The organism is Mucilaginibacter gynuensis, from assembly GCF_039541195.1.
GTDB lineage: Bacteria > Bacteroidota > Bacteroidia > Sphingobacteriales > Sphingobacteriaceae > Mucilaginibacter > Mucilaginibacter gynuensis.
On sequence record NZ_BAABFT010000004.1, the window covers coordinates 474586 to 500779 of the forward strand.

23 protein-coding genes and 2 pseudogenes are annotated in these 26194 nt (G+C 47.0%); 10 read left to right on the forward strand and 15 right to left on the reverse strand.

All coding sequences use genetic code 11. From position 1 onward, the window contains the following. Positions 1-33: 33 nt before the first annotated feature. The 3 genes from ABD894_RS11055 to ABD894_RS11065 all read right to left on the reverse strand — a co-directional run bounded on the left by ABD894_RS11055 (position 34) and on the right by ABD894_RS11065 (position 3004). Positions 34-720: a DUF421 domain-containing protein gene (locus ABD894_RS11055; protein ID WP_345211088.1), complete on the reverse strand. Its 687-nt coding sequence runs from the start codon at positions 718-720 to the stop codon at positions 34-36. A gap of 52 nt (positions 721-772) precedes the next feature. Beyond that, positions 773-1273 (reverse strand): PA2169 family four-helix-bundle protein, encoded by a 501-nt coding sequence (locus ABD894_RS11060; RefSeq protein ID WP_345211089.1) that lies wholly within the window; start codon positions 1271-1273, stop codon positions 773-775. 663 nt (positions 1274-1936) lie between these two features. Then, entirely contained in the window at positions 1937-3004 is a 1068-nt protein-coding gene (locus tag ABD894_RS11065) for an SDR family oxidoreductase (protein ID WP_345211090.1), read from the reverse strand. Positions 3005-3140: 136 nt separating this feature from the next. Here ABD894_RS11065 and ABD894_RS11070 point away from each other — a divergent pair, with 136 nt between their 5' ends. Further along, entirely contained in the window at positions 3141-3722 is a 582-nt protein-coding gene (locus ABD894_RS11070) for a Crp/Fnr family transcriptional regulator (protein WP_345211091.1), read from the forward strand. 896 nt (positions 3723-4618) lie between these two features. Here ABD894_RS11070 and ABD894_RS11075 read toward each other — a convergent pair. The 6 genes and pseudogenes from ABD894_RS11075 to ABD894_RS11095 all read right to left on the reverse strand — a co-directional run bounded on the left by ABD894_RS11075 (position 4619) and on the right by ABD894_RS11095 (position 10753). Beyond that, a complete protein-coding gene (locus ABD894_RS11075) occupies positions 4619-5176 on the reverse strand; it encodes a YciE/YciF ferroxidase family protein (protein WP_345211092.1) in 558 nt (185 codons plus the stop codon). A gap of 123 nt (positions 5177-5299) precedes the next feature. Then, positions 5300-7513, reverse strand: a complete 2214-nt coding sequence (locus tag ABD894_RS11080; RefSeq protein ID WP_345211093.1) for a hypothetical protein — start codon at positions 7511-7513, stop codon at positions 5300-5302. 7 nt (positions 7514-7520) lie between these two features. Further along, a complete protein-coding gene (locus ABD894_RS11085) occupies positions 7521-8462 on the reverse strand; it encodes a glycoside hydrolase family 130 protein (RefSeq protein ID WP_345211094.1) in 942 nt (313 codons plus the stop codon). Positions 8463-8559: 97 nt separating this feature from the next. After that, a complete protein-coding gene (locus ABD894_RS11090; RefSeq protein WP_345211095.1) occupies positions 8560-10113 on the reverse strand; it encodes an FAD-dependent oxidoreductase in 1554 nt (517 codons plus the stop codon). Further along, positions 10110-10310 (reverse strand): annotated as a pseudogene (locus ABD894_RS28145) (hypothetical protein); the annotation flags it as partial. The pseudogene ABD894_RS28145 and the gene ABD894_RS11090, both read right to left, overlap by 4 nt. Before the next feature lie 194 nt (positions 10311-10504). After that, positions 10505-10753 carry a hypothetical protein gene (locus ABD894_RS11095; RefSeq protein ID WP_345211096.1) on the reverse strand — a complete coding sequence of 83 codons (249 nt, stop codon included), beginning with the start codon at positions 10751-10753 and terminating at the stop codon, positions 10505-10507. A gap of 96 nt (positions 10754-10849) precedes the next feature. On the opposite strand from ABD894_RS11095, the gene ABD894_RS11100 reads away from it, so the two are divergent. Next, positions 10850-11083 (forward strand): hypothetical protein, encoded by a 234-nt coding sequence (locus ABD894_RS11100; RefSeq protein ID WP_345211097.1) that lies wholly within the window; start codon positions 10850-10852, stop codon positions 11081-11083. Between the two features lie 432 nt (positions 11084-11515). Beyond that, positions 11516-13054, forward strand: coding sequence for an IS630 family transposase (locus ABD894_RS11105; RefSeq protein ID WP_345211098.1), 1539 nt, complete (start codon positions 11516-11518; stop codon positions 13052-13054). A 69-nt stretch (positions 13055-13123) separates the two neighbouring features. Here the strand turns inward: ABD894_RS11105 and ABD894_RS11110 are convergent, their stop codons facing one another. From ABD894_RS11110 to ABD894_RS11125, 4 genes and pseudogenes are all read right to left on the reverse strand, one after another. After that, complete coding sequence (locus ABD894_RS11110) at positions 13124-13588, reverse strand: hypothetical protein (RefSeq protein ID WP_345211099.1); 465 nt, start codon at positions 13586-13588, stop codon at positions 13124-13126. Between the two features lie 636 nt (positions 13589-14224). Beyond that, entirely contained in the window at positions 14225-14704 is a 480-nt protein-coding gene (locus tag ABD894_RS11115; protein ID WP_345211100.1) for a PA2169 family four-helix-bundle protein, read from the reverse strand. Between the two features lie 230 nt (positions 14705-14934). Beyond that, the gene (locus tag ABD894_RS11120) at positions 14935-15174 is read right to left on the reverse strand and encodes a hypothetical protein (protein WP_345211101.1); all 240 of its coding nucleotides are present in this window, start codon (positions 15172-15174) and stop codon (positions 14935-14937) included. Next, positions 15171-16193 (reverse strand): annotated as a pseudogene (locus tag ABD894_RS11125) (S1/P1 nuclease); the annotation flags it as partial. The gene ABD894_RS11120 and the pseudogene ABD894_RS11125, both read right to left, overlap by 4 nt. A gap of 191 nt (positions 16194-16384) precedes the next feature. Between ABD894_RS11125 and ABD894_RS11130 the strand changes: the two are divergent. Genes ABD894_RS11130 through ABD894_RS11155 form a run of 6 tightly spaced genes read left to right on the forward strand, consistent with a single transcriptional unit; the run spans position 16385 to position 22758 of the window. Further along, on the forward strand, positions 16385-17584 hold the full coding sequence (locus ABD894_RS11130) for a PQQ-dependent sugar dehydrogenase (protein WP_345211102.1): 1200 nt from the start codon (positions 16385-16387) through the stop codon (positions 17582-17584). A gap of 13 nt (positions 17585-17597) precedes the next feature. Further along, positions 17598-18566 carry a gluconolaconase gene (locus ABD894_RS11135; protein ID WP_345211103.1) on the forward strand — a complete coding sequence of 323 codons (969 nt, stop codon included), beginning with the start codon at positions 17598-17600 and terminating at the stop codon, positions 18564-18566. Positions 18567-18569: 3 nt separating this feature from the next. Beyond that, positions 18570-19766, forward strand: a complete 1197-nt coding sequence (locus ABD894_RS11140) for a DUF2252 domain-containing protein (protein WP_345211104.1) — start codon at positions 18570-18572, stop codon at positions 19764-19766. Positions 19767-19777: 11 nt separating this feature from the next. Further along, the gene (locus tag ABD894_RS11145; protein WP_345211105.1) at positions 19778-21277 is read left to right on the forward strand and encodes a DEAD/DEAH box helicase; all 1500 of its coding nucleotides are present in this window, start codon (positions 19778-19780) and stop codon (positions 21275-21277) included. A gap of 4 nt (positions 21278-21281) precedes the next feature. Then, positions 21282-22013, forward strand: coding sequence for a DUF3891 family protein (locus tag ABD894_RS11150; protein WP_345211106.1), 732 nt, complete (start codon positions 21282-21284; stop codon positions 22011-22013). Between the two features lies 1 nt (position 22014). Then, the gene (locus tag ABD894_RS11155) at positions 22015-22758 is read left to right on the forward strand and encodes a DUF72 domain-containing protein (RefSeq protein ID WP_345211107.1); all 744 of its coding nucleotides are present in this window, start codon (positions 22015-22017) and stop codon (positions 22756-22758) included. Positions 22759-22806: 48 nt separating this feature from the next. Here ABD894_RS11155 and ABD894_RS11160 read toward each other — a convergent pair whose 3' ends face one another. Continuing rightward, complete coding sequence (locus ABD894_RS11160; RefSeq protein ID WP_345211108.1) at positions 22807-23217, reverse strand: response regulator; 411 nt, start codon at positions 23215-23217, stop codon at positions 22807-22809. A 57-nt stretch (positions 23218-23274) separates the two neighbouring features. Next, positions 23275-25806 (reverse strand): excinuclease ABC subunit UvrA, encoded by a 2532-nt coding sequence (gene uvrA / locus ABD894_RS11165; RefSeq protein WP_345211109.1) that lies wholly within the window; start codon positions 25804-25806, stop codon positions 23275-23277. Positions 25807-25938: 132 nt separating this feature from the next. Here uvrA and ABD894_RS11170 point away from each other — a divergent pair. Further along, positions 25939-26194 (forward strand): DUF892 family protein (locus tag ABD894_RS11170; RefSeq protein ID WP_345211110.1); only part of this gene is annotated, 256 nt, incomplete at its 3' end.

The window sequence follows — 26194 nt, forward strand, 5'->3', positions numbered from 1 at the left end:
TTGCGGATCGGTGTCTAAACTTTCCATCGACGATCAGGATAGCCTGAGCGTACTGATAGCGCCAACCCATTCATTTTTTGTGCAGCGTTTACATTGATGGTTCCCGGCAGCTAAGTTTTCGGTATTGCCACAGAATGTACACGCATAAAGTCCACTTTCCATTACTGTACAGCTTCGGGCTCGATAGACCTTTGGTACGATCGGCAAACCTGGTTTAACTTCTTTATCACTGTAGTAATAAAAACTTATGGCGCCGTTGCTTTCGAGTATAGCTATCCGGACCTGGCCGACATGTTCAATGCTTTGTTGTCTCATTTCGGCGAAAAACTCATCTTTCGCGAATGTGTGATTGGATTCATCCATGACGACAAAGCGGCCATCTTCAATGATATACAAGGAATCCCCTTCCAGTAGTTTCTCAAATTTTTGACTTTTAGAAGCGAAATAAGTGATAAGCCTGTAAAATAACAATATGGCGGCGAACACGATTACTGCCGGCAAGATGGCTACGTCCTCATTAAACATTGGATCACCCGCTGCTGAGCCAAGACTGATTATGATGGCCACTTCAAAGAGAGAAAGTTGCCTGACTCCTTTTTTGCCGGATAATCGTAAAACCAGCAGCACCATAATAAACATCACCAACGACCGGATAACTATTTCCGCAGCGAAGCTGAAATTAAGATCCCCGATGATTATCTTATTCCAATCCAAATCCATAATTACGTATTATATTGAAAAGAAAAGGGTTGCGATTTCGCAACCCTTATGATTAATTATGTTGCTGAACAATTCGGGATTCGATATCTGACAGAGCAGCGCTTATACCTGCCCTTTGCTCTGCAAGTAACTGCAAATGATCGGCATGATCAGCGTAATTGTCGATGCATGCATCATATTGCTCAATCGCTGCGCGCTCGCCTGTGGTGATGGCGTTCAGGATTGCTTTATCCTCGTTACTGCTCAGCGCTTGCTTGATGGTGAGCCAGGTGCGGTATAAACCGCCTGGTATTCCGCCACTAACATTCTCTGCATCCGTTCCATGTAGTGCGATGTGCTCATTTAGTTCAGCCGCATATACGATACGTTCCCCGGAGTATCTCTTGAATAGCGCTTTTAATTCAGGGTTTTCTGTGGCCTCGGATGCGGAAAGATAACCCTCCTTTCCGTCGTTGACTACTGCCAGTATAATTTTAAGGTCATTGGTGACTTCTGCTTTGCTCTTTAATGATGACGATTGATCATTTCCATAGGTTGCTGTTGTTTTGCACAATGAGGCAAAAACTCAGCCAACTTAATTTCACGTCGATCACCCTTAATTTCTGAAACGCTGATGTCCCTTTAATTGGATCTTTGCAGATGGGGCACGGTCAACAAAAGTTGCGGTTTGGGCGGTCATCGATTGACGATATATGTCTGCTAAGGAAGCATTATTGGGAGCCATGTAACGTTAATACCATTACTTATAACTCGGAATGGTCAATAAAATCGAGCACCGATTTGGAGGCTTTGCTGTGTGAACATTTTTAAATTGCTTGGAGGTTCATCGGTTGGAATGGTCCAGATAACTAAAAAATTATAACCGGCACGATGGAGTGTGTCCTGGTCATTTTCGTTCATACTGATTATAGCTTAAACCCTGATCGAAAAGTCCCTTTGAACAGTCATTTACATTTGTCACTAATCGGCTCTCTCATTTTTGTAGATTTAGCCAGGCTAGCATGGGTGTGAAGATTTCCATAAAGTACTTCAAGATGGTATTGCTTTATAATGTTGTTAAATGATACTGATATAAGTAATTTAACAGTGGACGATTAATACGCAATCAGCTGCTGGCAAAGATAGGGCGGGCAAAATACCATGAGATAGACAAATTGCACCAATCATATTACAATTGGTGCATTAATATTGATATTCGGAAACACTGCCTATATTTTTAAGGTATCAGCTTGGACGCCCGCAGTTGTTCGAATAGATTGTAAAAAGTTTCTTCCGTATCCTGATAAACTGTGAACCCCAGTTTGCGGCTTTTGGACATATTAGTCATCACTTCGATGGGCCTGCCCAGGTCAAGGTCGGTGTGCCAAGGTGTAGCCAGTCGGCTTAAGTCCTCTTCTTTCAGCGTATATTTTTGGGCGATTTGTAGCCAGCGATCGGCATCATTGGCCATTTCTTTTTCGAGTGAATGGATACTGCCGGTAAAGCCAGTAGCTTCTACATCAAAGTAGTACGCCAGCCGTTTCCATAACCTGCTCCATCTAAAAACATCTCCGTTAACCACATTAAAGGCTTCGTTTCGTGCCGCTTCCGTGGTCGATGCCCAGATCAGGTGTGCTGCTAATACCCGCGCATCGGTTACGTCCGATAAGCCATTCCATTGCGCCGCGGAGCCGGGCCAGATAAACGGGCGCTCTGTTTCTTTGCAAATGCTGGCATACACAGCTAAGGTGGTGCCCATGTTCATGGCATTACCAACCGCTTTGCCAATTACGGTATGCGGGCGGTGAATACTCCACGTGAAGCCGTCGCGCTTGGCTGCAGCGTAAACTTCGTCTTCCTGCGCATAGTAAAAGTTTTCCAGATCGAGCCTTGGGTGTTCTTCGCGTAAGGGTGTTTCGGGCAGAAAGCCTGCTTTTGCATAGGCTTCAAACGGCCCCAGGTAATGTTTCAGGCCGGTTACCAGGGCCACGTGTTCAACGCTCCTTTTTTCAGATAATACGTTCAATAGATTACGCACCATCAGGCTGTTGACCCGGATGTTCTCTGCTTCGGTCTCGTTACGCATCCATGTGGTAATATACACATGGGTAGGGCTAACCGCTGCTAAAGCCGATCGCAGGCTGGCTGTTTCCAACAGATCTGCCGCCACCGGTTTCAAATCATTGATCTCCGTATTAGGTGTGCGGGCCAATCCGTAGGTTTCCCAACCTTCGGCGATCAGCTTTTCGGCTAAATTAGCCCCGGTGATGCCGCTTGCTCCAACCACTAATGCTATTTTGCTCATGACATAATACTATTTAATAAATGAGATCACAAAATTAACGGTAACCCTTTGGCGCAGCGTTGATGTGCGTCAACTAATACACTTGATCTATATCAAGTCTAAAGGTTATCTTTGCCGCAAGATTAGCTTAGGTTATATGATCGATATACTTTTTAGCCACATTCAGGAAAAAGTATCGCTTACAGATGCTGACAAGGAGATTATAACCACTTTTTTCATTTCTAAACGATTGCGGAAACGGCAATATTTATTACAGGAGGGCGATATTTGTAAGCACCTGGCATTTGTGGCCAAAGGCTTGCTGCGTACCTATAATGTCGATGATAGGGGCGATGAACATATGAGTGTATTTGGTTGGGAAGGGTGGTGGTTATCCGACTTCAATAGTTTTCTGTCAGGCAAACCCGCGGTATTTAATATCGATGCTATAGAAGATTCTCAACTATTGATGATTTCCCATAAAAACTACGAAGCATTAACAGTTGCGGTACCTATCATGGACCGGTATTTTCGGATACTTTATCAAAACAGCCTTGTTACAAAGGAGCGCCGGTTGATGAGTTCCATTACGCACAGTGCCGAAGAAAGGTATGTGCAACTAACCGAATTAAATCCGCAAATGATCGGGCGTATCCCGCAAAACCTTATCGCGTCTTACCTGGGTATCGCTCCGGAAACATTAAGTCGTATCAAAAAGAACCTGGTGACGCGGAAATAAATTAGTGTACTTAATAACGAAATCATACGGCAGCAGCCAGATCGGAATTGAATTTCTCCTGTAAAAGGTATTTTGATGTAAGAACCTCCATCAGCCTACGAGGATGAATTAGTAGAAAATGGTTTTTCTACATTTATTATGATAAAGGAATGCCTAAATTACGGGATCTTTCAATAATTTCTATTTATACATAATCGAAAGCATAGAAACTGCTTCATTTAATATTTTCAGGATGCAGCAGCTGATTTTCCTGTAAAACAAATTAAACAATAGCTACATTGAAATTTCGATGAATCTAGGGCGGATCGGCCATTGTTTCTTCAAATTACTGCTAAATATATAGTTTGATCAGGGACACACCTTTAAAACACTGCTTCGATGATTTTTACTGCATTATTGTGGAAGCCATTTGAGCTTGGTCATTAGTTCGCAAAACTGATATGGGCCGGAATTCGCTGAAGATAATAATGGGAGTAATTGATCCGCGTATGTAATGGATGAGCCATCAACGTTCTCTTCCAGATCAAATACCCTAACACGCCGCTAACAATGCCCAGGATAATCCCGTTTTTAAGGAGTGCTCGACTTCTTGGTTTGCCTAACTCGACATAAGTATCGGCGAAATTAAAGCTCATAGCGTAGTGTGCGCCCAAGGCAGAGATCTTTTGGCATGCCCGGACCAGTGTGGGGTAAACATTTGATCAGGGTTTCAAGATGCGTCGGCTCCCTAAAGTTTTTCACCCGTTATTTTTGGCAGTAGGACACTCGATACGGTCATCGCATTCGTACCCATAAAGCCAGAAAGCAATGATTTTAATAGCTGATCCATCATGATCGTATTTAATACAAAAAAAGAGGCCGTATACACCGGCCTCTCGTATCACAGCTGTAACTTATTACTCTACCTCAGCAGCGGCAGCTTCATTTACATAATTTTCAGCGACCTGGGTTAACAAAGAATCCGCGTTCTTTTCTTCTGCAAGGGTCTCATCCAATAAGCCTTGTGCTTCACTGAAACCTAAGGTGCCGGCCAATGTACGCAAGGTACCATAAGAGGCGATCTCATAATGTTCAACCTTTTGTGCTGCAGAGATAATGGCCACATCACGCACTTCAGTGCCTTTCTCGGTATCTTCCAGCAGTTCGGTAGCTTCCGCTAACAAGCCTTCCATGGCCAGGCATTTTTTAGCCGTGGCTTTTTCACCTACAGAGGCAAATACACTTTCCAAACGCGTGATCTGGTTTTTGGTTTCTCCCAGGTGCGTCGTGATTGTTTGTTTCAGATCTTCCGAAGTCGCCCCTTTGATCAGCTTAGGCAGGGCTGTTGCCAAATGCTTTTCTGCCCAATAGATATCTTTTAGTTCGTCGACGAATAATTCTTTTAAAGCGCTTTCGGCTTCGGGTGTACGACTGGCAGCTGCTGCAGTCGCTTTTTTGTTTGTCTTTGTAGGCATAATATTAGATTTTAATGAATGTTGATCTGATGTTGACTGCGATCATTGATCGCGGTCATGTAGTGCAATTATTATTCCAGTAATTTTATAGAGCTATATTTTCCCGCCGACCTTTTTAATGCCTTATTTCCAGTCAATATGCACCTGACTGTCACCTGGCAGAATGAATTCGAGGTGGCCATCCTTTGTTTTGTTACCCTTCCAGGGTTCCCGGTGTCCCTTTAACCTGACATCGAATTCAGGCAATTTGCCTTTTCCAGTCTTAACGATCATCAGCCTGCAGTTCAGCCGGCCATCACCGGCCAGTCTGAAATTCGCCGGACGATGCTTTTTCGCTGAAAAGCCGTAAGTCGGGTAATCAGTATAGATCATGAACGGTTGCCCGTCGACCTGCATATAGTGCCTCGGCAGGATACCGAAAGCATTGCCTGCGCCGTAAACTTCCTGTCCAACCTCGCCTGATTTTTCCCAGCCATCGTGCATATCTTCCAGTGCGATCCACAGGTTCGCGTCCACTTCACCGGTTTTGACATCTTCAGAAAGCATCTCTTTAGGGAGCATGGGCGGATAATAATATACGGCTCGGTCTACCAGGTAACGGATATATTCCGCGATCAACAACCTGAGTGAAGGCAGCATATCTTCCCCTTCAGCATGACGCAGATAGTCGTGCAAGGCACAAAACACCTCTTCCTCCTCGTAGGCTGCCGTGTAAGGCGCATCGTTCAAAGGGAATAAGCGGAAAAAGGACGGGAAGTTCTTCCCATAGCCATAGTTGCAGTCCCAGAGACTGGTATTCTGCAGGATGTTGACTACACACAGGTAGCTTAGTTCTTTATACACCTCCTTTCCGGTGACCTTGTATAATCGCAGCATTGCGCCGGCAGAGAATGCGGTGTTATTAGCCTGGTAAAAGAGTTGGAATCCCGATCCCAGCAAGCGTAGTGCAGATTTCTCGGCTTCAGCCAGATATCGTTTTTCGCCGGTCAGTTCCCAGGCTTGGAGCATGATGTGTGCAAACAGGCCGGGCACGTCTTTTTCACCTCCTTTTCCCGGCTGGGTCTCGGCTTTCACGACCTCCAGTGTATCCATCTTATAAAATACCGGCCAGGTATAGTCAAAATGATGCGCCACCTTAATGGCGAACTCCAGCGAATCGAGGAAGAGTTTTTCAGCAACCTTATCGCCTTTGAGTGCTAACCGTGAGAGGTTAAGCAGCGGGTGGTTCAGGTACCAGGAATCCATGACCATGGGTTGCATCTGCTCTTCGACCGCTTCCATTTTATCAGCCATCTTCGGATGCCAGCGCATGATCGTGCCCAGGTCGGCATCATAAAAAGCCGTCAGACCGTCTTTGATCGTTTTCATCATCTCCAGTTCAGCCTCTGTCCATTCCACATAATCCAGCAAGGGCAACAAAACGGCCAGCTGCACCATGATCTCTGGTGGAGTTTTGTAATCAGAAAGGTAAGCATTCAGATAGTGATTGCCATCTACCTGCGACCAGCAACCAGGACTGGTTTGCAGATCGGTCAAACCCTTTTGCAGGATATCCGGCCAGTGCTTATAACTGGTATCTGGTTTGGGCAGTGTTAAGTAAATAGCCGCCGTCAGGTCCAGATACTGGCGTACCATGGCCGGTTCGTCGGCCGGAACCTCTTCACTAAAAGCGATCAGGGCGTCGCTCAATACATAGCTTTTTCCTGCTTCTAAAGGCTTGTTCTTTATCGTCGGCGGAAGGGCAAAGCCGATCTCCGGCCATTCGCCGCCTACCGTCTCACCGGCGGAGGTTTCCGTGGCCTGGTTGTAATCTGCCAGCGCTGTCAAATTTTGCAGGTACAGCACGGAACCAGCTTTCGGACGGGTTAAGCTGAAATATAACTGCCCCGAGCGTGTGCCCACCTGTTTGACTTTGATTTCTCCCTCGGCCAAAAGTTCGCTGCCTGCGGCACCCAGAACGACGATATCCCGCGGCCAGTAAGGGAACAACAGCGGCGCGGTTGGCTTTAAGGTAGTTGTCAGGCGCAATACGGGAATAGCTTCCGCATCCGGCAGATCGACAACGCATTCCTGCTCGCCGATCAGCGAACTGATCTTTAAAATGATCTTTCCGTCCTTTTCCGAAAGCTTTTTCAGTTCCAGCCGGTCGTTAGGTGAATAGGCCATTCGGAACGCGATTCGGCTGCCTTTTGGCCAGGCCGCGACCAGCCAGCAAGAATCATAAAAAATGTGAACTTTAAAAGAATAGCCCGCCGCCTGTTTTTCAAAGACAATGGGTAGCGCAGGATCATTCAGGTGAGCGTTGGCATTTAAGAGCCATGCTGATGTTGCCTTCATCGTGTGTTCAGTTTAGTTGGTTTAATATTTCGGTAATTGAAAAATGCGCGCCGCAAACGAACTCGTCCGCCGCCCCGTAATAAATGGTTAGCCGGTCGCCATTGACGATATGCCCGTTGGTGAAGACCACATAGCCAAAAAAGCCGCTAAGTTCGTAAGGTTCTGTCGGTACCATAATCGGTTCGGTCGTCCGGCCGATCACTTTTGATGGATCGTCCAGGTCCATCAAAAAAGCGCCAATACAGTACTGGTGTTGTTCGTTGGCACCATGGTAAATTTCCAGCCAGCCCTGCGCAGTTCGGATCGGGGCCGCACCGGCGCCTACACGGGCACTGTCCCACAGGCCCGGCCTTGTTTTGATCAGGCAATGATGATTACCCCATTGCCGGCTGTCGGACGATTCAGCCAGCCAGATATAATTGCCACCGATCTCCTTGCTGCTGGGGCGGTGCAGGCAATAATATTTCCCGTTTATCCTTTCTTCGAAAATGGCGCAATCCTTATTATGCGGCGGCAGGATCATGCCGCCCGGTTCAAAATGCTGCCAGTCTTTTGTTGTTTGTAAGCCGACGCCGACGCCGCTATCGGAAACAGCAGTATAGGTCAGGTAGTATGTATCGTCGATCTGGGTCACCCTGCAATCTTCGATACCAAACCGCTCGAGGTAGCCGGTGCCAAACAGGGATGCAGGGCTTGGCGGCTCCGTAAAGTGTATGCCATCTTCGCTGAATAACAACCGTAAATGGGATATGGTCGTCAGGTAATCAAGGCCTTTGTAATTGATCACCCTGGCATCTGTCGCGATCAGGTCGGGGTCATTCAACGGTACTTCGATGATCTCGGTATTGCCGGTAGCGTTCAGTGCGGGAAAGAAGATCACACCTTCCATTTCGGCAACGCCTTCAGCCACCCGTACCAGCAACCATATTTTTTCCTGGTACCGAAACACGCCGGGGTTCAGCAAGCTGATGACCTGCAGGCCCGGACCGCTCGGAACCAGGTCCTTTGGAAGGAGCAGCGGATTTTCAGGAAATCGTTGTGCAAGGTCACGCATTATTCTCAGGATCAATAATTGCTAAATTCAGCGTCGCGGGGCCGGTCAGTACCTTGCCATCAATATCATAACGTGCACCATGGCAAGGGCAATCCCAGCTTTTCTCTTCACCGTTCCAGTTTACGATACAACCGGCATGCGTGCAGACCGGGCTGAGCGCATGGATCTTACCCGAATCGTCGCGGTAAGCGGCGATCTTTTTTCCGTCTACTTCGACAACCTGCCCGGTTCCGGGCGATAATCGTTTTAATGAATCCGTTTCGTGAATGCCGAAGCGGTCGGCTACAAAGTGATAGGCCACATCCGCGTTCTCCTGCACAAAAGCCGTGAAACCGGCAATCGGTTTCAAGCGGGATGGACTGAAGATGTCTGCATATTTATTATCTTTACCTTGCGCCAGGTCGCTCAGGATCTTACCGGCTATGCTACCCAGCATCATGCCATTGCCGTTATAGCCGGTAGCGCAATAAACACCTTTGGCAGCTTCGGCCATTTGCCCGATATAAGGAAAACCATCTACCGGAACATAATACTGACTTGACCAGCGATATTTTATTGATGACACATCATAATTCTCACGCACATATTTCTCCAGATCGGCAAATGCCTTTTCAGGTTCGTCATGACCCGTCTTGTGGTCATTCCCGCCGGCGATGAGCAGCCTTTCCCCATCGACCACATGCGTCCGAAAATAGTGATAGGGCTCCTGCATATCGTAAACTAAAGCATCCGGATAGGTATCGTCCTTTAACTTTACCGCCAGCACATAACTGCGGTAGGGGGCGCAACGCAGACTATAGGAATTGATACCCGGTGGGAGATGTGTTGCATAGATCACCTGCCTGGCCTTGATTTCGCCTTGTGGTAGATCCGCAACATGAAAATTACCTTCAGTTTTTACAGTTTCAATTTTGGTCTCCTCCAGCAATATTCCGCCGGCATTGAGGTATTCGCTCAGCAAAGTTTGCAGGTATTTGAGTGGATGGAATTGCGCCTGATCAGGGAATTCCAGTGCCGCCTGATAAGGCACCGGTGCAGGAGCCTGATCAACATAGTAGGCCGGAATCCCGACTGCCTTTGCACCATCTAATATGTCAGCCAGTTGTTTGGCCTGCTTTTCGTCCTTGGCATAGACATAACCTGTCTTGATCTCATAGTCGCAGTCGATCAGGTAGTTGCTGATATTGGTCTTGATCAGTCCGGCCCCTTCGTTGACGGCATCCGCAAAAAGCTGTGCGCCTTCTTTTCCAAAAGCACTCTCTGCTTCTTTATAAGTGGTGTCTGCGAAGGTATTGATATGTGCACTGGTACCGCCTGTCGTTCCGAAGCCAACGGTATTTGCTTCCGCGATCACCACCTTCTTACCGGCTTCCTGTAAAAGCAATGCCGCCGTAATGCCGGTAATCCCGGCGCCGATGACCAGGCAGTCATAGGTAAGCGCCGGATAAGCAGTGGCTGAGCCAGGATTCAGTTCAGCACTATTGCGCTGCCAGGGACTTTCCAGTGCGCCATCACGTTTGGTACGGGTTGTTTTTTGCGTTGTCATAGGATGGGTATTGATTCTTTATATATTAAATGAGGTTTTCTGACTTCCGGTTCCCCGCACAATAAGAGATCGACGAGTAATTCGGCGGCGCCATTCACGGTTTGATGAATGATGTCTCGGCATGATCCGCTGAATACTTTTCGAAAACTATGGAGTTCGCCTTTAATAACTGCAGAAATAAAGATGGTACCGACCGGTTTTCCTTGGTTTCGCTACCCCCGGGCTGGTCAGGCCTTCACAGCCACCTGGATGTCGGAAAGGATCAGCGTTCTCATCATCTTAGCCAATTAGCCGGTCACTTCTCCTGACTCCGGGGTTATTGTTTCGATCAAACCTCGGGGAACATGGAGAATATCTATTTTCAGTTGCGCGTCATATCAGACGATATATCTTAGTTGGTCTTATTTTTTGTCTCATCAGGAGCTTTTACCGCATTTGAATCAATACCTCTTTGGTCAACCTTTGGTACTCCTGGCTTAGGTATGGTATCAGGGTTCTTGCCCCCACCCATAATAGTATCCGTACCAGCACGGCCTTTCATAGTATCAACTTCTTTTCCTTTTTCGCCATTGTCAGAGGAATTACACGAAGTCATTGCCATACCGGCAAATAAGTACGTTATTAATATTATCTTTTTCATGTTGTGTAGTTTATAAGGACAACACTAGTATTTCTCAAAAGTTTATATTATTAATCAGAAGCATAAACAATTGTCAAGGAGTGATGTTGAGTTTAAATGAACTATCAAGAGCATTATAATAACAGGTTAACAGCTTTCAATGAAGCGAAACAATTATTGCTTAATGAGGAATTGAAGATCAAAGATAATCCCTTTACAGCGCAACCAAATTTAACAGGACTCATAGATGCAAAGAGCTTCTATGATGCTGCTTTTAATAAGTGGGTTGAAGTGATAACTTCCATAGCGTACTATGAAAAAAAACCTGATGATGCTATTGATTTAACATAAAAACTTCTTTTTGCAGATAGCACTTTCTCTTCTGAATGCACCAAAAATTTAACCCAGCATCCTGTAAAGCTCATTGTTATCAAGGCCCAATTCAACAAGATTGCTCAAATTCCGCAAATCGGTTTCCCGATGCCATTACGAAACAAATGGTCGGGCATGGCAAAATAGTATACCGGGTCGTTCTTGTAATTTTCTCGCAGTTCTAAATATTAGGTGTACTGCTGTGCTTTAATGACATTTTGAATGACGGCGATATATGCGGCTTCCGCTTTATTGTAGATAATATTGATCGTCAATCGCCGTAGAACTGATTGCAGGCTGGATATGATAGATCAAAGCAAAGTGTTGTATTAAACAACCAAGTTTCCGTAGACCTTCGCTTGCTCGGATATATTCAAGAAGAAACCTATCTTAACTAATAACGAATTAGGTATGCAAATTTCGAAAGCAAAAAAGGATTTTATCCGGCAGCACTATATCGCCCGGCAGCTTAATATCAATTATTTAGCGGATAAGCTCCGGCTCCAATTCGCGACCATCCGTTTTTATATCAATGAGTTTCGCGTCCTCGAAAAAGAACACCCTGAAAAGCTGAGCGATTATTCCTTTTTTATCGGCAAAGACAAGGTGAGACAAGATACCGCCTTTTACCGCAATTTCGCCCGTGTTATGCCTTCAGTGATCGCGGCAGAACCGGGACCGGTATTACAGGCTGAGAAGCTTTACCAGCGTTATCATGCACAGTGCCCCGATGGGTATAGCAGACCCGGATTTTACCATGTGTTTAGCCGTTGGTTCGATCAGCATGAAAAAGAACTGAGTACCGCCAAATTAAAGGCCAAATTTTCGCCGAAGGAGCTGGCCACTTTACACAAATGGCGGATAGGTAACGACCACCGCCTTTGGCAGGTATCCGTCGCTTTAACAACGGTTTACACCTATAACGGTAGAGCAAAACTTGCTGAAAGGATCGACTGTACCACCAGAACACTTCGAAGCTGGATGACTATCTATGAAACAAAAGGGCTGGAGGCACTTGGCCGCCCCGGAAGCAAAAAACCCATCAGCCCGCAAAAAAGACTGGAGATAGAACGTAAAATCGACGGCCTTATCCACATGGTACGGCAAAGCCCCAAACTATACGGAATCGACCGGGTCTCCTGGACCATTACGGATCTGGCTTATGCTTATAGCAAACACACCGGTATCCGAATCACATTTTCAACGGTCAGCGTTTACCTCCGCCGCCGCGGCGTCCGTTATAAACGTTCCAGGGAGGTTATTGTAAGTAATGATCCGCAATACCAGGAGAAATATGAACACATCCAAAACGTGTTAAGCAATCTGGGCAAGGATGAGAAGTTCTTTTCGATCGACGAATATGGCCCGAAATCCATACGGCCGCAAGGTGGCCGCATGCTTGCTGAGCAAGGGAAACCGCCCGTTTACCGGAAAGTGGATAAAGGCAAAGGATTTATTATCTGTACCTGCGCACTGGAGTTATCCACTAACCAGCTGGCCTGGTTTTACTCGGCCAAAAAAAACACCGATGAAATGATCAAACTGATCGAAGTGTTGACCTTATTATACCAGGATCAGAAACGGCTGTACCTGTCCTGGGATGCTGCCGCCTGGCATGATTCATGCCAATTGCTGGAGTATCTAGCAGAAGTTAACGACGCGGATTACCGAGAAAAACTAAAGACCCCCGAGATCATCATCGTCCCTCTCCCTACCAAAGCACCCCACTTGAATGTCATTGAATCCGTCTTCAGCGGCATGGCTAAATCGGTCGTTCACAACAGCGATTACCAAACCGTCGAAGAATGCATGGAGGCCATCGACCGATATTTCAATAAGCGGAACCAGTTCTTCCTTAAACATCCGAAACAAGCAGGAACGAAGCTATGGGGAAAAGAAAAAATAAAAGCTGTATTTGACAAGGCAAATATCTGCCGCCCTGTGGGCTAAGAGAAATTTATATTCGGGGATTTCCCGACTTAATTTCCAGAAGGTAACAAATAGAATCAGCTGATAAATTTATCGCGGATTTCTTAGGTCGTATGGCAGATAATTAGGGTAATTTAGCAAATCTTCAATTTTGTTTAGTAATGACATTTTCTCTATCTCTAATTTTTTCTTTCGTAATGCCAAACGATTGATTTCAGCGACCAGTTCGTCAACCAAGGTTTTCGTTGAGGAATTGCTTTCTGACGCCTTTTCTAAGGCAATGCTCAGCTTTAGGAGGGCTTCCTTGTTTTTATCGTTTTCCTCTTCTCTTTCTTCCAACACAACTTTAAGGCTCTGATACCTTTTTTTATGCATTTCAGTTAGTTCAATGTCGTTATTCCTGCGCTCATTTTCCAGTTGTTGTTTTAATGTCTCAATCTGCGCTTCCTTGGCAGACTTATACTCATTAACAGAACGAAGCCGAAAAATCCGGTCAATGATAAAGGCGACTATCAATAAAATATTTACGGTGTAAGGAATAAATAATGTGAACATACGATCAATGCTGGGAGATTACAGGTCTAAAATACTAAATATATTAGTATTTTAGACGTCATTTGAGAAAATGTAACTAATACTTTTTACTAGGAAAAATCAAATTAATAGGAATTTATCAGAAACGTTAATCAATAAACATGGTCAAAGTGTTATGGAATAAATTGTCTACGATTTCGTAACAGGAAGGCCAATGAGCCCGTAATTTCCCGGTGGAGCCGCCGTAATTGGACTAAGTCGAACTGTTTTCCGAGGGTTACAGAGATTATCGACACTTTATCCTGTCGCTATGGGGATTAATTCCCTGTGAACTCCTCTTAAATAACGGAACAGTCAATTAGTCATACCATAATGGATCATTTCTTCAGGAATCTGTACGGCTGATTCGCTTGAAATAAAGATGATCCTTCCCCAGCCATTGGCCAGCATATTAGGAGAGAGAACGTTGCCTAACTCCTTTTTTGCCTGATAATCGTAAAACCAGCAAGACCATAATAAAACAATCACCAACGACCGGATAACTATTTCTGTAGCGAAGCTGAAATAAGATCGCCGATGAATATCTTATTCCAATCCAAATCCATAATTACGTATTATATTGAAAAGAAAAGGGTTGCGATTTCGCAACCCTTATGATTAATTATGTTGCTGAACAATTCGGGATTCGATATCTGACAGAGCAGCGCTTATACCTGCCCTTTGCTCTGCAAGTAACTGCAAATGATCGGCATGATCAGCGTAATTGTCGATGCATGCATCATATTGCTCAATCGCTGCGCGCTCGCCTGTGGTGATGGCGTTCAGGATTGCTTTATCCTCGTTATTGCTCAGCGCTTGCTTGATGGTGAGCCAGGTGCGGTGTAAACCGCCTGGTATTCCGCCACTAACATTCTCTGCATCCGTTCCATGTAGTGCGATGTGTTCATTTAGTTCAGCGGCATATACGATACGTTCCCCGGAGTATCTCTTGAATAGCGACTTTAACTCAGGGTTTTCTGTGGCCTCGGATGCGGAAAGATAACCCTCCTTTCCGTCGTTAACTACTGCCAGTTTATTTTTAAGGTCATTGATGACTTCTGCTTTGCTCTTTAATGATGACGATTTGATCATTTCCATAGGTTGCTGTTGTTTTGCACAATGAGGCAAAAACTCAGCCAACTTAATTTCATGTCGATCACCCATAATTCTGAAGCGCTGATGCCCCTTTTATTGGATCTTTACAGATGGGATGCTGTCAACGAAAGTTGCGGTTTGGGCCGGTCAACGATTGGCGGTATAAGTCTGCTAAGGAAGTATTATTGGGAGCCTTGTAACGTTAATACCGCTACTTATAATCGGTAAACGTTTCAGGGCAGCAGGCCGGCCAGTTGTGCAACGATCGCGCGTAATAAGCCAGGGGCGGTCTTGCCCGGCATCCCGTCCGCGGTCATGGCACGGTAGCTACCTTCTTCATCAGGTTCGAAAAGCACGGTTTCGTCGCCGATCAGCACGGCGATCCGGTAGGTATAGCCCCAGCGCTCCATACGGACTTCCAGTTCCAGTTCTTTGCCTTGGTAGCTGATAGGTAAATAAAGCGTTTCGCTCATTCTTGTATGACCAATTGTTCGGCTTCGGTGACCAGGATCTGTGGCTTGCCTTTAAAGCTGCTTACTTTACCGCTGACGGCGATGGTTTTGCCATCCAATCCTACCGCCAGCGGCTTGGCATTACCTTTAAATACTACGGTCAGTAATTGTTTGGGATAGGCTGCGCCCAGGTTAATCAGCACCATACTGCCGATATCCTTGCTTCCAAAAACCTTACCCGCCACCGTTACTGAATCACCAATGGCTTTATTTACCTCGCTTAATTTGATAGTTCCTTTAAGTGAAGGCAGTGGAGGCGGAGGTACCAGCATAACAGAGACCGTCTTCACTTGTTCGCTGAAAAAGATCTTATTCAGCTCACCTGCCAGGCCAATGCCCGCCTGATCGATCCGTTGGCGGATGAAAGGAATGTATTTTTTATAGTAAGCTTCGTCCATAGTTTGCCCGGGTTTCGCGTTCGCATATAACTCGGTGGACAACTGATAACTTTCCCACAACCATTCCATCGGGCTGTCCGCCTGCCATTTGCTGATCTCTTCTGGTGTAGCGGTATCGTATACACGCACGATCTGTTCCGGTGACAGTCCCTCGTGTTCAATTAGTTTACTGTCCCAAAGGCTGTGGAGGTTTATGCCTTTGCCAAAACGAAGCTGAATAGTATTGCCACCTTTGTCTTCTTTTCCCGCGACATGCATGGGCTGGTGGGCGTCGCCAACAAGATGGATCAGATATTTTAAAGCCTTATTCTTTTGTTCAGGTGTGGCATTGCCATCCTTCAACGTGGCCTCATTTTTCAGGATGGCGGTATACACGTTATGATCACTTTGCTGCACCGCATTAACGAATTGTTCATGACTCAGACCTAACGGCAGGATCAGGAAATGCCAGGCCGAGGAGGCTGGGTTCTTGTTTTCATCCGCCCAGGTGCTGACCTCTTCCATGGTTTGACCTTGCAAGTAAGCGGCTACCACGGTAGCCGTATTTTTCTCCAGGTGATCTTGCGCTATCGTTGCTATCGCGCGGTGGCCTTTGAATGATCAGGAAGATAGAAGGAATATAGCAGTAAGAGCAGTGAAGAGGTAGCGTAATTTCATGCGGCGAATATACATCTGTCCTTGCTAAAGCAGCGATTAATTGCTGAGAAATTATTTATATTAATAGTAAAACCAAGGCCTGATTTGGCGGTTACTATAGTAAACATGACCAACCTATGAAATTACATCGACATGCTATCTGTATGCTAACGCTTATCGGACTAGTTCAATTTGAGAGCTATGCCCAGAAAGGTCTGCCAGCCGAAACGCCGACAACCGTTTCCGTCAGCACCTTTTACCCCAAACACGAAGATTTTAAAGAAAGCCTGTTAAGCCGTATCAAGGTGCCGGCAGGATTCAAGGCTGGCGTGGCCGCTACAGGCCTCGGCAAACCGCGCATGATGGCTATCAGCGATGACGGTGGTATTTATGTAACGCGGCGGGATGTAGGCGATATTTTGTTGCTGGTAGATAATGATGGTGACGGCCGCTTTGAAAAGCTCACAACGGTTTGGGCTAAATTCCTGGGTGTGCATGGCATCACCATTAAAGATGGCTGGTTATATGCCTGCAACAGCACGGACCTTAAACGCGCAAAGATCAACAGCGATGGTAGTTTAAGCGATACTTCAACATTAATAAAAGACCTGCCGGAAGGCGCCCAGCACGATAACCGGGTGATTCATTTCGGACAGGATGGTATGCTCTATATGACCGTGGGCAGCAGCTGTAACGACTGCGGGGAGACTAATGCTGAACACGCAACGCTCCTGCAAATCAAGCCAGATGGCAGCAGCCGTCAGATATTTGCCCGCGGCCTGCGTAACACTATCGGCTTTGACTGGCAGCCACAGACCAAAGAGATCTGGGGTTGCGATAATGGTACAGACTGGCGCAGTGATGATAAGCCCAGGGAAGAGCTGAACCGCATAGTAAAGGACGGTGATTACGGCTGGCCGCGGGTGTATGAGAAACAACAGGTCGATGAAACGCGTGAAGAACCGTTAGGTACGACCAAAGCCGCCTACGCTAAAACGACCATTCCGTCGGTGATGGAATTCCCTGCACATTCTGCGCCCATTGATTTTCGCTTCCTGACGATGGCGACTTCTTTTCCAAAAGACTATCAAGACGATGCACTGGTTTGCTGGCACGGTTCCTGGAACCGGAAGAATCCGGAAGGCTATAAGGTGCAGCGCATCAAGTTTGAGAATGGGCAGCCGGTAGGTGTGGAGGATTTCTTCTCCGGCTTTTTAAGCCCGGATGGACAGACCCGTTTCGGCAGACCAGCCGGACTGGCGATTTCCAATAAAGGCGTATTATACATCTCCGATGATGAAAGCGGCGTGATCTATTCTGTCAATTCGAGCAAATAACCCCCATATGAAAATGCTTAAAAATATACTGACCGCAACCATCATCTGCGTGAGCGGCACCCTTTTAATGGCCCAAACACCCCGTATTACCTTCAAGGCGGATAAACTTTACCCGGAAGGTGTGGCACTGGACCCGGCAACCGGCACCTATTATGTGGGCTCCGTAAAAACAGGGACTATCGGAACCGTTGACCAGCAGGGGAACTACAAAGAATTTTATAAAGACAAAGACCTGATCTCCAGCTTCGGCATGAAGGTAGAGCCCGGAAAAAATAAACTTTGGGTTTGCCTGGCAGATCCGGATTCTAATTACAGTACACACAGTTCGCCGGCCACTTTCCGGAAAATGGCGCGCCTCATTGCCATTGACCTCAAGTCGGCAAAGAAGATAGCAGATATTGATCTTTCCAAAACCTACAACGGAAAGCATTTTATTAATGATCTGTGCTTTGACGGGAAAGGGAATATTTACCTGACCGATAGCTTTTCGCCGGTGATCTACAAAGTAGATGCTGCCGGTAAAGCAACTGTATTTGCCGAAAACGAGTTATTCAAATCTATTGACATTGGTCTTAACGGTATTGTTTATCATCCCGGAGGCTACCTGCTGGTCGATCATAATAGCTCAGGCACGATCATCAAAGTACCCATCAGTAATCCGAACACTGCATCGATAGTCAAGATCAAAACGCTTTTTCCCGGTGCTGATGGTTTAATCATCGATGACCAGCAAAACCTCATACTCATACAGAATAAAGGTGTCAATAAAGTATTTAAAATCAGCAGCGTTGACAATTGGTCTTCAGCGGAAGTTAAAGAAGCGACAGGTGGCACCGACCGTTTTGCCCAGCCCTCAACAGGGGTGGTAGGCGCAGGAAAAGTCTGGGTGCTTAACTCTAGACTGAATGAATTGTCCAATCCAACGCTGGTCCCGTCAAAGGAATTTTCCTTACAGCTCGCGGTATTTCAACCGGTAAAATAATTAATGGCAAATCTACAGGAAAGGTTACAGGCATTTAATGCCGGCCTGTTGCCGGATATCTTAAAATTGAAGTATGAAGCAATGGCCGAGAACCCGTTCAGGTTTTACCGCGGTACTTGCCATTTGTTTTATGAAGATGTAGCAGCGGCAGCGCCGCTGCCTTTATCGCCATTGGCCTGGATCTGCGGCGACCTGCACATCGAGAACTTTGGCAGTTACCGTGGCGACAATAAGCTGGTGTATTTCGACCTCAATGATTTTGATGAAGCGCTGCTGGCCCCGGCCGCCTGGGAGCTGGCCCGTATGGTAACAAGTATATTCATCGCTTTCGAAACCCTGAACATTGAGCCTGAAAAAGCCCGGAACATGGTGGCATTGTACCTGAAAAGTTATGCGACTACACTGGCTGTCGGCAAGGCCCGCTGTATAGAGCCTCGTACGGCCAAAGGAATTGTTTGCGATTTCCTGGAGGCCGTAAAACAGCGGAGTTATAAGGAATTGCTTAAAAAACGTACTGTCAGCAAGAAGAGACGTATTATGTTGTCCCTGGAGGATGAGCGTCATTTCAAGGTAGATAAAAAGCTGAAGGCTGAATTGATCGCGCACCTGCAGGAATGGTTAAAAACAAGCCGGGACGCGCCTTATAATTATCATGCGGAAAGCGTCGTTTTCCGTCTTGCTGGTACGGGGAGTCTTGGCCTGCGGCGCTACCTGTTCCTGCTGAAGAGCAAGAGCGTGGACGACCATTATCTGCTGATCGATATGAAGGAATGCCGTCCATCCTCCGTGCGGCCGCATATACCGGTGCAGCAATTGCAGTGGGCCGATGAAGCGGCGAGGGTGACTGGCATACAGAAGCGCATGCAGTATACGTCTGCTTCCTTATTGAGCACCACCAGCTTTCGCGACAGGTCCTATATGATCCAGGAGTTGCAGCCAGTGAAGGATACGCTCAAGTTTAAGCTGCTTAAGAAGAGCTACCGTAATCTGTACCGCGTGATCGAAGATATGGGTATGCTGACTGCATCGGCTCAATTGCGCAGTGGTGGAATACAGGGATCGTCGAATATCGATGACCTGATTGCATTCGGCTGTGATGACGGCTGGCAACAGGCACTTACCGGTTACGCCTTTGACGCCGCCGTAACCTTCGGGCAGTATTACCGGGAATTTTGTGAAATAAAGCATACCATGATCTAACAGAAATTTAAATGGAACATAAATTATATCCTTACCAGGAACGTGACATCCGCATATTGTTTGAACGATTGGCTGATCTGCCCTCACAGACAAGACTGCTGTACCAGCTGCCTACAGGTGGTGGCAAGACCCGTATCTTCTCGGAGATCGCCGGTCGGTTTATCAGCGAGTTTGGCGGCAAGGTAATGATACTGACCCACCGGATGGAACTTTGCGGCCAGACCTCTGCCGCGTTAAAAGCGCTGGCTGTTAAAAATAAGGTGATCAATAGTGCGGTTAAACGATTGTCAGCCAAAGAACAACATCGTTGTTTTGTAGCGATGGCAGAAACCTTGAAAAACCGGATCAAAAGCGGTCTGATCAATCCGGCGGAAATCGACTTGGTCATTATAGACGAAGCGCACCACAATTCCTTTCAAAAGTTACTCTCGAAGTTTGAAAAGGCGCGTGTGATCGGCGTAACTGCAACGCCATTCAGTTCGGATATCTCCAAACCGATGAAGAATTACTACCACGAACTGGTAGTAGGAGAAAGTATCGGCAACCTGATCCATGAAGGATTTTTGGCCAAACCGGTTAGCTGGCGTTATGATGTGGAACTCAACTCGCTGCAAACAGGTATCAATGGTGACTTTACCATCGCCACTTCTGACGCCTTATATGCTTCGCCGGCAATGCTGGAGCTTCTGCTACATAGTTACGAATCGCATGCAAAAAATAAAAAAACCTTGATATTTAACAACGGTATATTTGCCTCGAAAGAGGTGTGCCGCCATTTTAACGAAGCTGGATATCCGGTACGCCACCTCGATGGTAAAACACCAGACGATGAACGAAAAGAAATACTGGCCTGGTTCAAAAAAACTAAGGGCGCTATTTTAACTTCCGTATCTATTCTGACCACTGGATTCGACGAGCCAACCGTACAGGCTGTTATACTCAACAGGGCAACCACCTCACTCACGCTGTACCACCAGATGATCGGGCGTGGTTCCCGCAGGCTGCCACAAAAGAAAACCTTCACGATCATCGACCTTGGCAATAACACAGACCGTTTTGGTGAATGGAACGCGCCACTGGACTGGCAAAAGGTATTTGACTACCCAGAGGCTTACTACGAAGCCCTGCACAGTAAAACCGAATTTGAGGCGCATCAACTTCCTGCTGATTTACGTGCGCATTTTCCGAACACTGTTCAGCTATCGTTCGATATACAGCAGGCGCATCACGACGCTATCGCTAACCAACTTAAATCAAAGATAGTAATTCGCAACGCGGTCAGGCAGCATGCCCTGATGTGCGCGGACAACAGCGATAGTTTGGAACATGCCCTGATGCTGACCGGTTTATTAGAAAAAGAGATCAGCTGGCGGGTAAAGCAATACGCCAAATGCCTGGGCAGGGTGACCAAAAATTACACCGAATGGTTACAGGAAGATTATAAAACACGGCTAAAGGCCTTACTCACCAAGATCATGAGCCGCCGCGCATTACACCAACTCGCCAGTTAATACCATGATCGTCAACTATACAGCAAAAGGATGGGAAATCATCACCCAACGTGCACACGGGATGCTCGCCGCACAGATCGCCTCACATTGGGATAAAAGCATCCGGAGAGAGCGCTGGCTGGAAACCTTGCTGGCCATTGCCGAACATGATGATGCGCAGGTAGAACTGGAAAGAGACGACCTGCTAACACCACAAGGCGGCCCCGTCGATTTCAAAATGCGGAGGTTCGATCACAGACATTGCTGCCAGACCATGGGTTTCGCGTTGTCAAAAAGCCGGTACATCGCTTTGCTCTGTAGCATGCACATCGTATTTGTGTATGAAAGCTTTGCAAAAGATGATCCGGCGGCTGCAAGATTTATTAAAGAACAGGAAATTTTGCAGAAAGCGTGGAGGAAGGAGTTAGGAATGACGATCAAGGAGGCGGAGCGGGATTACCGCCTGCTGGAATGGTGCGATGCATTATCACTGCTGCTTTGCCAGCACGAGAACCAGCCGGAAGCGAGGAGTGTAGAAATCAGTAATGGACCTGACAAGCGGCATTACCAGTTGCTGCAATTTGGCAAAAACAAATTGACTGTCACACCATGGCCTTTTGAGGAAACAAAATTTGAATTATGGTTCGAAACACGGTTATTAGAACAATTGTCTTTTAAAGATCCGGCTGAGTTTCGCAAGGCTTTCCGCGACGCCGTGGTCATTGAGAAACGACGGCAATTTGTTAAACCAGAATAATATGCGTACAGCAACTTTCTATGCCGGTACCAGTGGCTTGCAGTCACCGATACCAAAGCGCGACTTCCCACCTGCGTTCGCGGACAAAAGCCGGCTGACCTATTATGCCTCCCTGTTCAATTCCATCGAGATCAACAGTTCGTTTTATAAACTGCCGGTCGCTAAGACAGTTGCCAGATGGGCAGAGGAAGTACCAGAGAACTTCAGGTTCACCTTTAAATTATGGAAGGAGATCACCCATCATAAAAACCTCGTGTTCGCGCCGGCTGATGTGTCTGCGTTTCTCGAACGGATCGACAGTACTGGCCATAAAAAAGGTGCGCTGCTGGTTCAGTTCCCGCCAAGTCTGACCAGTGCGGCGTTGCCGCAGTTGACCAATCTGTTAGCCACCATACAGGATAGTAATTTGACAGACAGCTGGCCGGTCGCCGTAGAGTTCAGGAATAAGTCATGGTATAATGAATCCACCTATGAACTGTTGGATAGCTTTAACGCAACTATGGTGATCCACGACCTCCCAGCCTCAGCAGCACCGATGCAGTCCACTGAAGCAGATCATGTCTACTTTCGCTTTCACGGCCCTAATGGCGGGTACCGCGGCAGTTACGAGGATGACTTCCTGTCCGAATATGCCAGTTATATCCGGGAGTTTCAGGAGGAAGGAAAAACGGTATACGCCTATTTTAACAATACGGCTGGTAATGCGTTGGGTAATTTGCGAACCTTAAAATCAGCATTGAAATAGAATTGATAATCATCAGCAATCTTGTTAAGTTCTGTTAGCAGGACTGTTTTAACTGGCGAGTCTTTTTTCAGATCGATAAGCACTTTCGATAAAAAATAATGCTTCGGTGCTGACAGGTTTAACTAAGAAATCCTTGACAAACTCATACGCGTTGACCAGTTCTTTATCCGCAGGATCAATTGATGAGCTCAGGATATAAATTGCTGGTTGCTTGTGCAGCGACTTATATAAGACTTCCATATGTTGTAAAAACGCGCGCCCGCTGAATGGCATATTCAGATCAAGAAAGATCAGATCCGGCAATACAGCAGGTTCATCATAACATTCTTCCAGGAAGGCAATAATGGCCTCGCCACTAAAACTGAATAAGGCATCATGAAAAATGTCAAAACGTTCGAGCGTTTTTCTCATGATCAGATGATCCATCGGATTGTCGTCAATTACGATAACTCGGCACATAGGTTTAATTTAGGTGTATTACTACAACGCAATTCCTGTGCCATTTCACCTTAGTCATCAGCGGCTTACCAAAACACGTTTAAGATAAGGTGCCGTCCGGCTTATTTTGCTTTTTAAAATGGTCGATGGTGTCCCTTCGGCCACGATCGTTCCGCCACCTTCACCTGCACCAGGGCCGATGTCGATCACCCAGTCGCTCGCTGCGATCACGTGCATATCATGTTCCACCAGGATGACTGTGTTTCCCGCGTCTATCAAACTGTTCAGTTGCAGCATGAGCCGCTCCACATCCGAAGGATGCAGCCCCGTCGTTGGTTCATCCAGTATATACAGTGTCTGCCCGTGTTGCGCGCGCTGTAGTTCGGTAGCCAGCTTGATGCGCTGCGCCTCTCCGCCGGAGAGCTCAGTCGCCGGCTGGCCCAAACGCAGGTAGCCCAAACCGACCTCACTTACGATTTCCAATGCACGGCTGACAGACGGATCTTCATCAAAAAAATTGGCCGCCTCATCCACGGTCATACCCAATACCTCGGCAATATTTTTGTCTTTGTAAGTGATCGCGAGCGTCTGCGGGTTATACCGGGTGCCGCCGCAAGTGGGGCAGGGGGTATACACGCTCGGCAGAAACAATAGTTCAACCATCACAAAACCTTCGCCTTCGCAATGTGGGCAGCGACCTTTAGCCACATTAAAGGAAAAACGGCCGGCATCATACTTTTTTGCTTTGGCGGCTTTCGTGGAGGCGAATAGTTTACGCACATGGTCAAACAGGCCTGTATAAGTAGCCAGGTTGGAACGAGGCGTGCGGCCGATAGGCTTCTGATCGACCACTACCAGCCTTTTGATGTTTTTCATGCCGGAACTGATCTGACCACCTAGCGTGATTACCTCTGTTTGCTCCAGCGGATCGGTTTCGGTCTCCTCCGAAATATCGATTTTCAAACCTAACTGCCCCGCAACCAGTTCGACCAGCACCTGGCTGACCAGCGAACTTTTCCCCGAACCGGAAACCCCGGTAACGCTGGTCATTACGCCCAGCGGGAAAGCAGCTGATAAGTTGACTAAATTGTTCCTGGTAACCCCTTCCAGTTTCAGCCAGTCTTTTGGTTCGCGGGCTTTCGCTTGCGAGGAGGCAACTGATTCATAGATATACCGTCGCGTAACAGATGCTTCAATATCCTTCAACCCGGCAGGTAGGCCGCTATATAAAATATACCCGCCTTTTTCGCCCGCTGCCGGACCGACATCAACGATCCAGTCCGCATGACGGATCACATCTATTTCATGCTCGACAACAAACAAGGAATTGCCCGATGCTTTCAATTTTTCCAACGCCCTTAATAAGGCTTCTGTATCTGCCGGATGCAAACCTGCTGAGGGTTCATCTAACACATAAACAACACCGAATAAATTCGAGCGGACTTGTGTCGCCAACCGCAGGCGCTGCAATTCGCCGGGCGAAAGGGAAGGAGTGCTACGCTCTAAAGTCAGGTAGCCCAGGCCAAGATCCAGCATGACCTGCAGCCGCCCCAAAAAGTCTTCCGCGATCCGTTGCGCGACGATAACTTTTTCCGGATGAGCAGTGGCTATCTTCATTAATGCAGGTGCTTCACCCAGCGCATAGGGCTGAAAGATGCCCGCCAGCTTGTTCAATGCCAATCTGGACAAATCAGCAATATCATAGCCCGCAAATTTGACGGACAAGGATTCCCGCCGCAAACGTTTGCCTTTACATAAGGGGCACTCACTGCTCAGCATGAATTGCGCTACGCGTTTTTTCATCAGCTGGCTTTGGGTATGGGCGAAGGTATGCTGCACATAACGCCGGGCACCCGTGAACGTGCCCATGTAATCGGGCTGGCGTTTGTTTTTGATGAAGCGCTGTATCTCTTCATGTGTATAGCCGGAGTAAACCGGTACCACAGGCTGCTCCTCCGTAAACAAAATCCAGTCGCGGTCTTTTTTAGGCAGTTCTTTCCAGGGCGTATCAATGCTGATGCCCATAGTGGTCAAAATATCCCGTTGGTTCTGTCCCTGCCAAGCCGTTGGCCAGGCAGCGATAGCTTTTTCCCGGATCGTCAGCGTGTCATCAGGTACCATGCTTTTTTCCGTTACCTCGTAAACCCGTCCCAAACCATGACAATCCGGGCAGGCACCTTCCGGGGTATTAGGTGAAAAGGCCTCTGCATAAATAATTCCCTGGTCGGCGGGATAATCTCCTGCCCGGGAATAAAGCATCCGCAAGAGATTTGCAAGCGTCGTTACACTGCCGACAGATGAGCGCGTACTGGTTCCGCCGCGCTGCTGCTGCAAGGCTACCGCAGGGGGCAGGCCTTCAATCTCATCGACCTCCGGCACGGCCATCTGGTTAAATAGCCGGCGGGCATAGGGTGATACCGATTCGAGATAGCGGCGTTGTGCTTCCGCATACAGGGTGCCAAATGCCAGGGAAGATTTTCCTGATCCGGAAATGCCAGTAAATACCACCAAGGCGTCTCGGGGGATATCCACATTGACGTTTTTTAAATTGTGTTCCCGCGCGCCTCGGACTTTTACAAAGCCATCAAATTGTTGCTTCTTATTCATCATGTTTAAGACAACAACATCGCCGCCTTGTTTGACAATATTTTCTCAAATGGAAACAACCAATAGTTTTAAATGTTAATTAGAAATTAAAACGCTTCCTACAGATACCATCCCCTTCATTCATCAATCATCATTATGAAAAACGAAACCGGTACCGAACCAAAGTTCGCCACCAAAACTACCGCCACGGCGGAACCCGCCTTACTGGAGCTGTTCAAGGACGGCATTATGGACATTTATTGGGCCGAGAACCATTTGGTAAAGGGTCTTCCAAAAATGATCAAAGCGGCCACGTCTGCTAAATTAAGCAGCGCCATCGAAGCCCATTTGGAACAAACTAAAAATCACGTCAGCCGCCTGGAAAAAGTATTTGAACTGCTGGGCGAAAAAC

What these genes read in the sequence shown, in the direction of transcription:
- ABD894_RS11150 (WP_345211106.1), top strand. Translation starts at nt 21,282, where the DNA reads ATGATCGTCAACTATACAGCAAAAGGATGGGAAATCATCACCCAACGT.
- ABD894_RS11145 (WP_345211105.1), top strand. Translation starts at nt 19,778, where the DNA reads ATGGAACATAAATTATATCCTTACCAGGAACGTGACATCCGCATATTG.
- ABD894_RS11105 (WP_345211098.1), top strand. Translation starts at nt 11,516, where the DNA reads ATGCAAATTTCGAAAGCAAAAAAGGATTTTATCCGGCAGCACTATATC.
- ABD894_RS11130 (WP_345211102.1), top strand. Translation starts at nt 16,385, where the DNA reads ATGAAATTACATCGACATGCTATCTGTATGCTAACGCTTATCGGACTA.
- ABD894_RS11080 (WP_345211093.1), bottom strand. Translation starts at nt 7,513, where the DNA reads ATGAAGGCAACATCAGCATGGCTCTTAAATGCCAACGCTCACCTGAAT.
- ABD894_RS11140 (WP_345211104.1), top strand. Translation starts at nt 18,570, where the DNA reads ATGGCAAATCTACAGGAAAGGTTACAGGCATTTAATGCCGGCCTGTTG.
- ABD894_RS11090 (WP_345211095.1), bottom strand. Translation starts at nt 10,113, where the DNA reads ATGACAACGCAAAAAACAACCCGTACCAAACGTGATGGCGCACTGGAA.
- ABD894_RS11160 (WP_345211108.1), bottom strand. Translation starts at nt 23,217, where the DNA reads ATGTGCCGAGTTATCGTAATTGACGACAATCCGATGGATCATCTGATC.
- ABD894_RS11115 (WP_345211100.1), bottom strand. Translation starts at nt 14,704, where the DNA reads ATGGAAATGATCAAATCGTCATCATTAAAGAGCAAAGCAGAAGTCATC.
- ABD894_RS11120 (WP_345211101.1), bottom strand. Translation starts at nt 15,174, where the DNA reads ATGAGCGAAACGCTTTATTTACCTATCAGCTACCAAGGCAAAGAACTG.
- ABD894_RS11110 (WP_345211099.1), bottom strand. Translation starts at nt 13,588, where the DNA reads ATGTTCACATTATTTATTCCTTACACCGTAAATATTTTATTGATAGTC.
- ABD894_RS11065 (WP_345211090.1), bottom strand. Translation starts at nt 3,004, where the DNA reads ATGAGCAAAATAGCATTAGTGGTTGGAGCAAGCGGCATCACCGGGGCT.
- ABD894_RS11055 (WP_345211088.1), bottom strand. Translation starts at nt 720, where the DNA reads ATGGATTTGGATTGGAATAAGATAATCATCGGGGATCTTAATTTCAGC.
- ABD894_RS11155 (WP_345211107.1), top strand. Translation starts at nt 22,015, where the DNA reads ATGCGTACAGCAACTTTCTATGCCGGTACCAGTGGCTTGCAGTCACCG.
- uvrA (WP_345211109.1), bottom strand. Translation starts at nt 25,806, where the DNA reads ATGATGAATAAGAAGCAACAATTTGATGGCTTTGTAAAAGTCCGAGGC.
- ABD894_RS11070 (WP_345211091.1), top strand. Translation starts at nt 3,141, where the DNA reads ATGATCGATATACTTTTTAGCCACATTCAGGAAAAAGTATCGCTTACA.
- ABD894_RS11100 (WP_345211097.1), top strand. Translation starts at nt 10,850, where the DNA reads ATGAACTATCAAGAGCATTATAATAACAGGTTAACAGCTTTCAATGAA.
- ABD894_RS11075 (WP_345211092.1), bottom strand. Translation starts at nt 5,176, where the DNA reads ATGCCTACAAAGACAAACAAAAAAGCGACTGCAGCAGCTGCCAGTCGT.
- ABD894_RS11095 (WP_345211096.1), bottom strand. Translation starts at nt 10,753, where the DNA reads ATGAAAAAGATAATATTAATAACGTACTTATTTGCCGGTATGGCAATG.
- ABD894_RS11135 (WP_345211103.1), top strand. Translation starts at nt 17,598, where the DNA reads ATGCTTAAAAATATACTGACCGCAACCATCATCTGCGTGAGCGGCACC.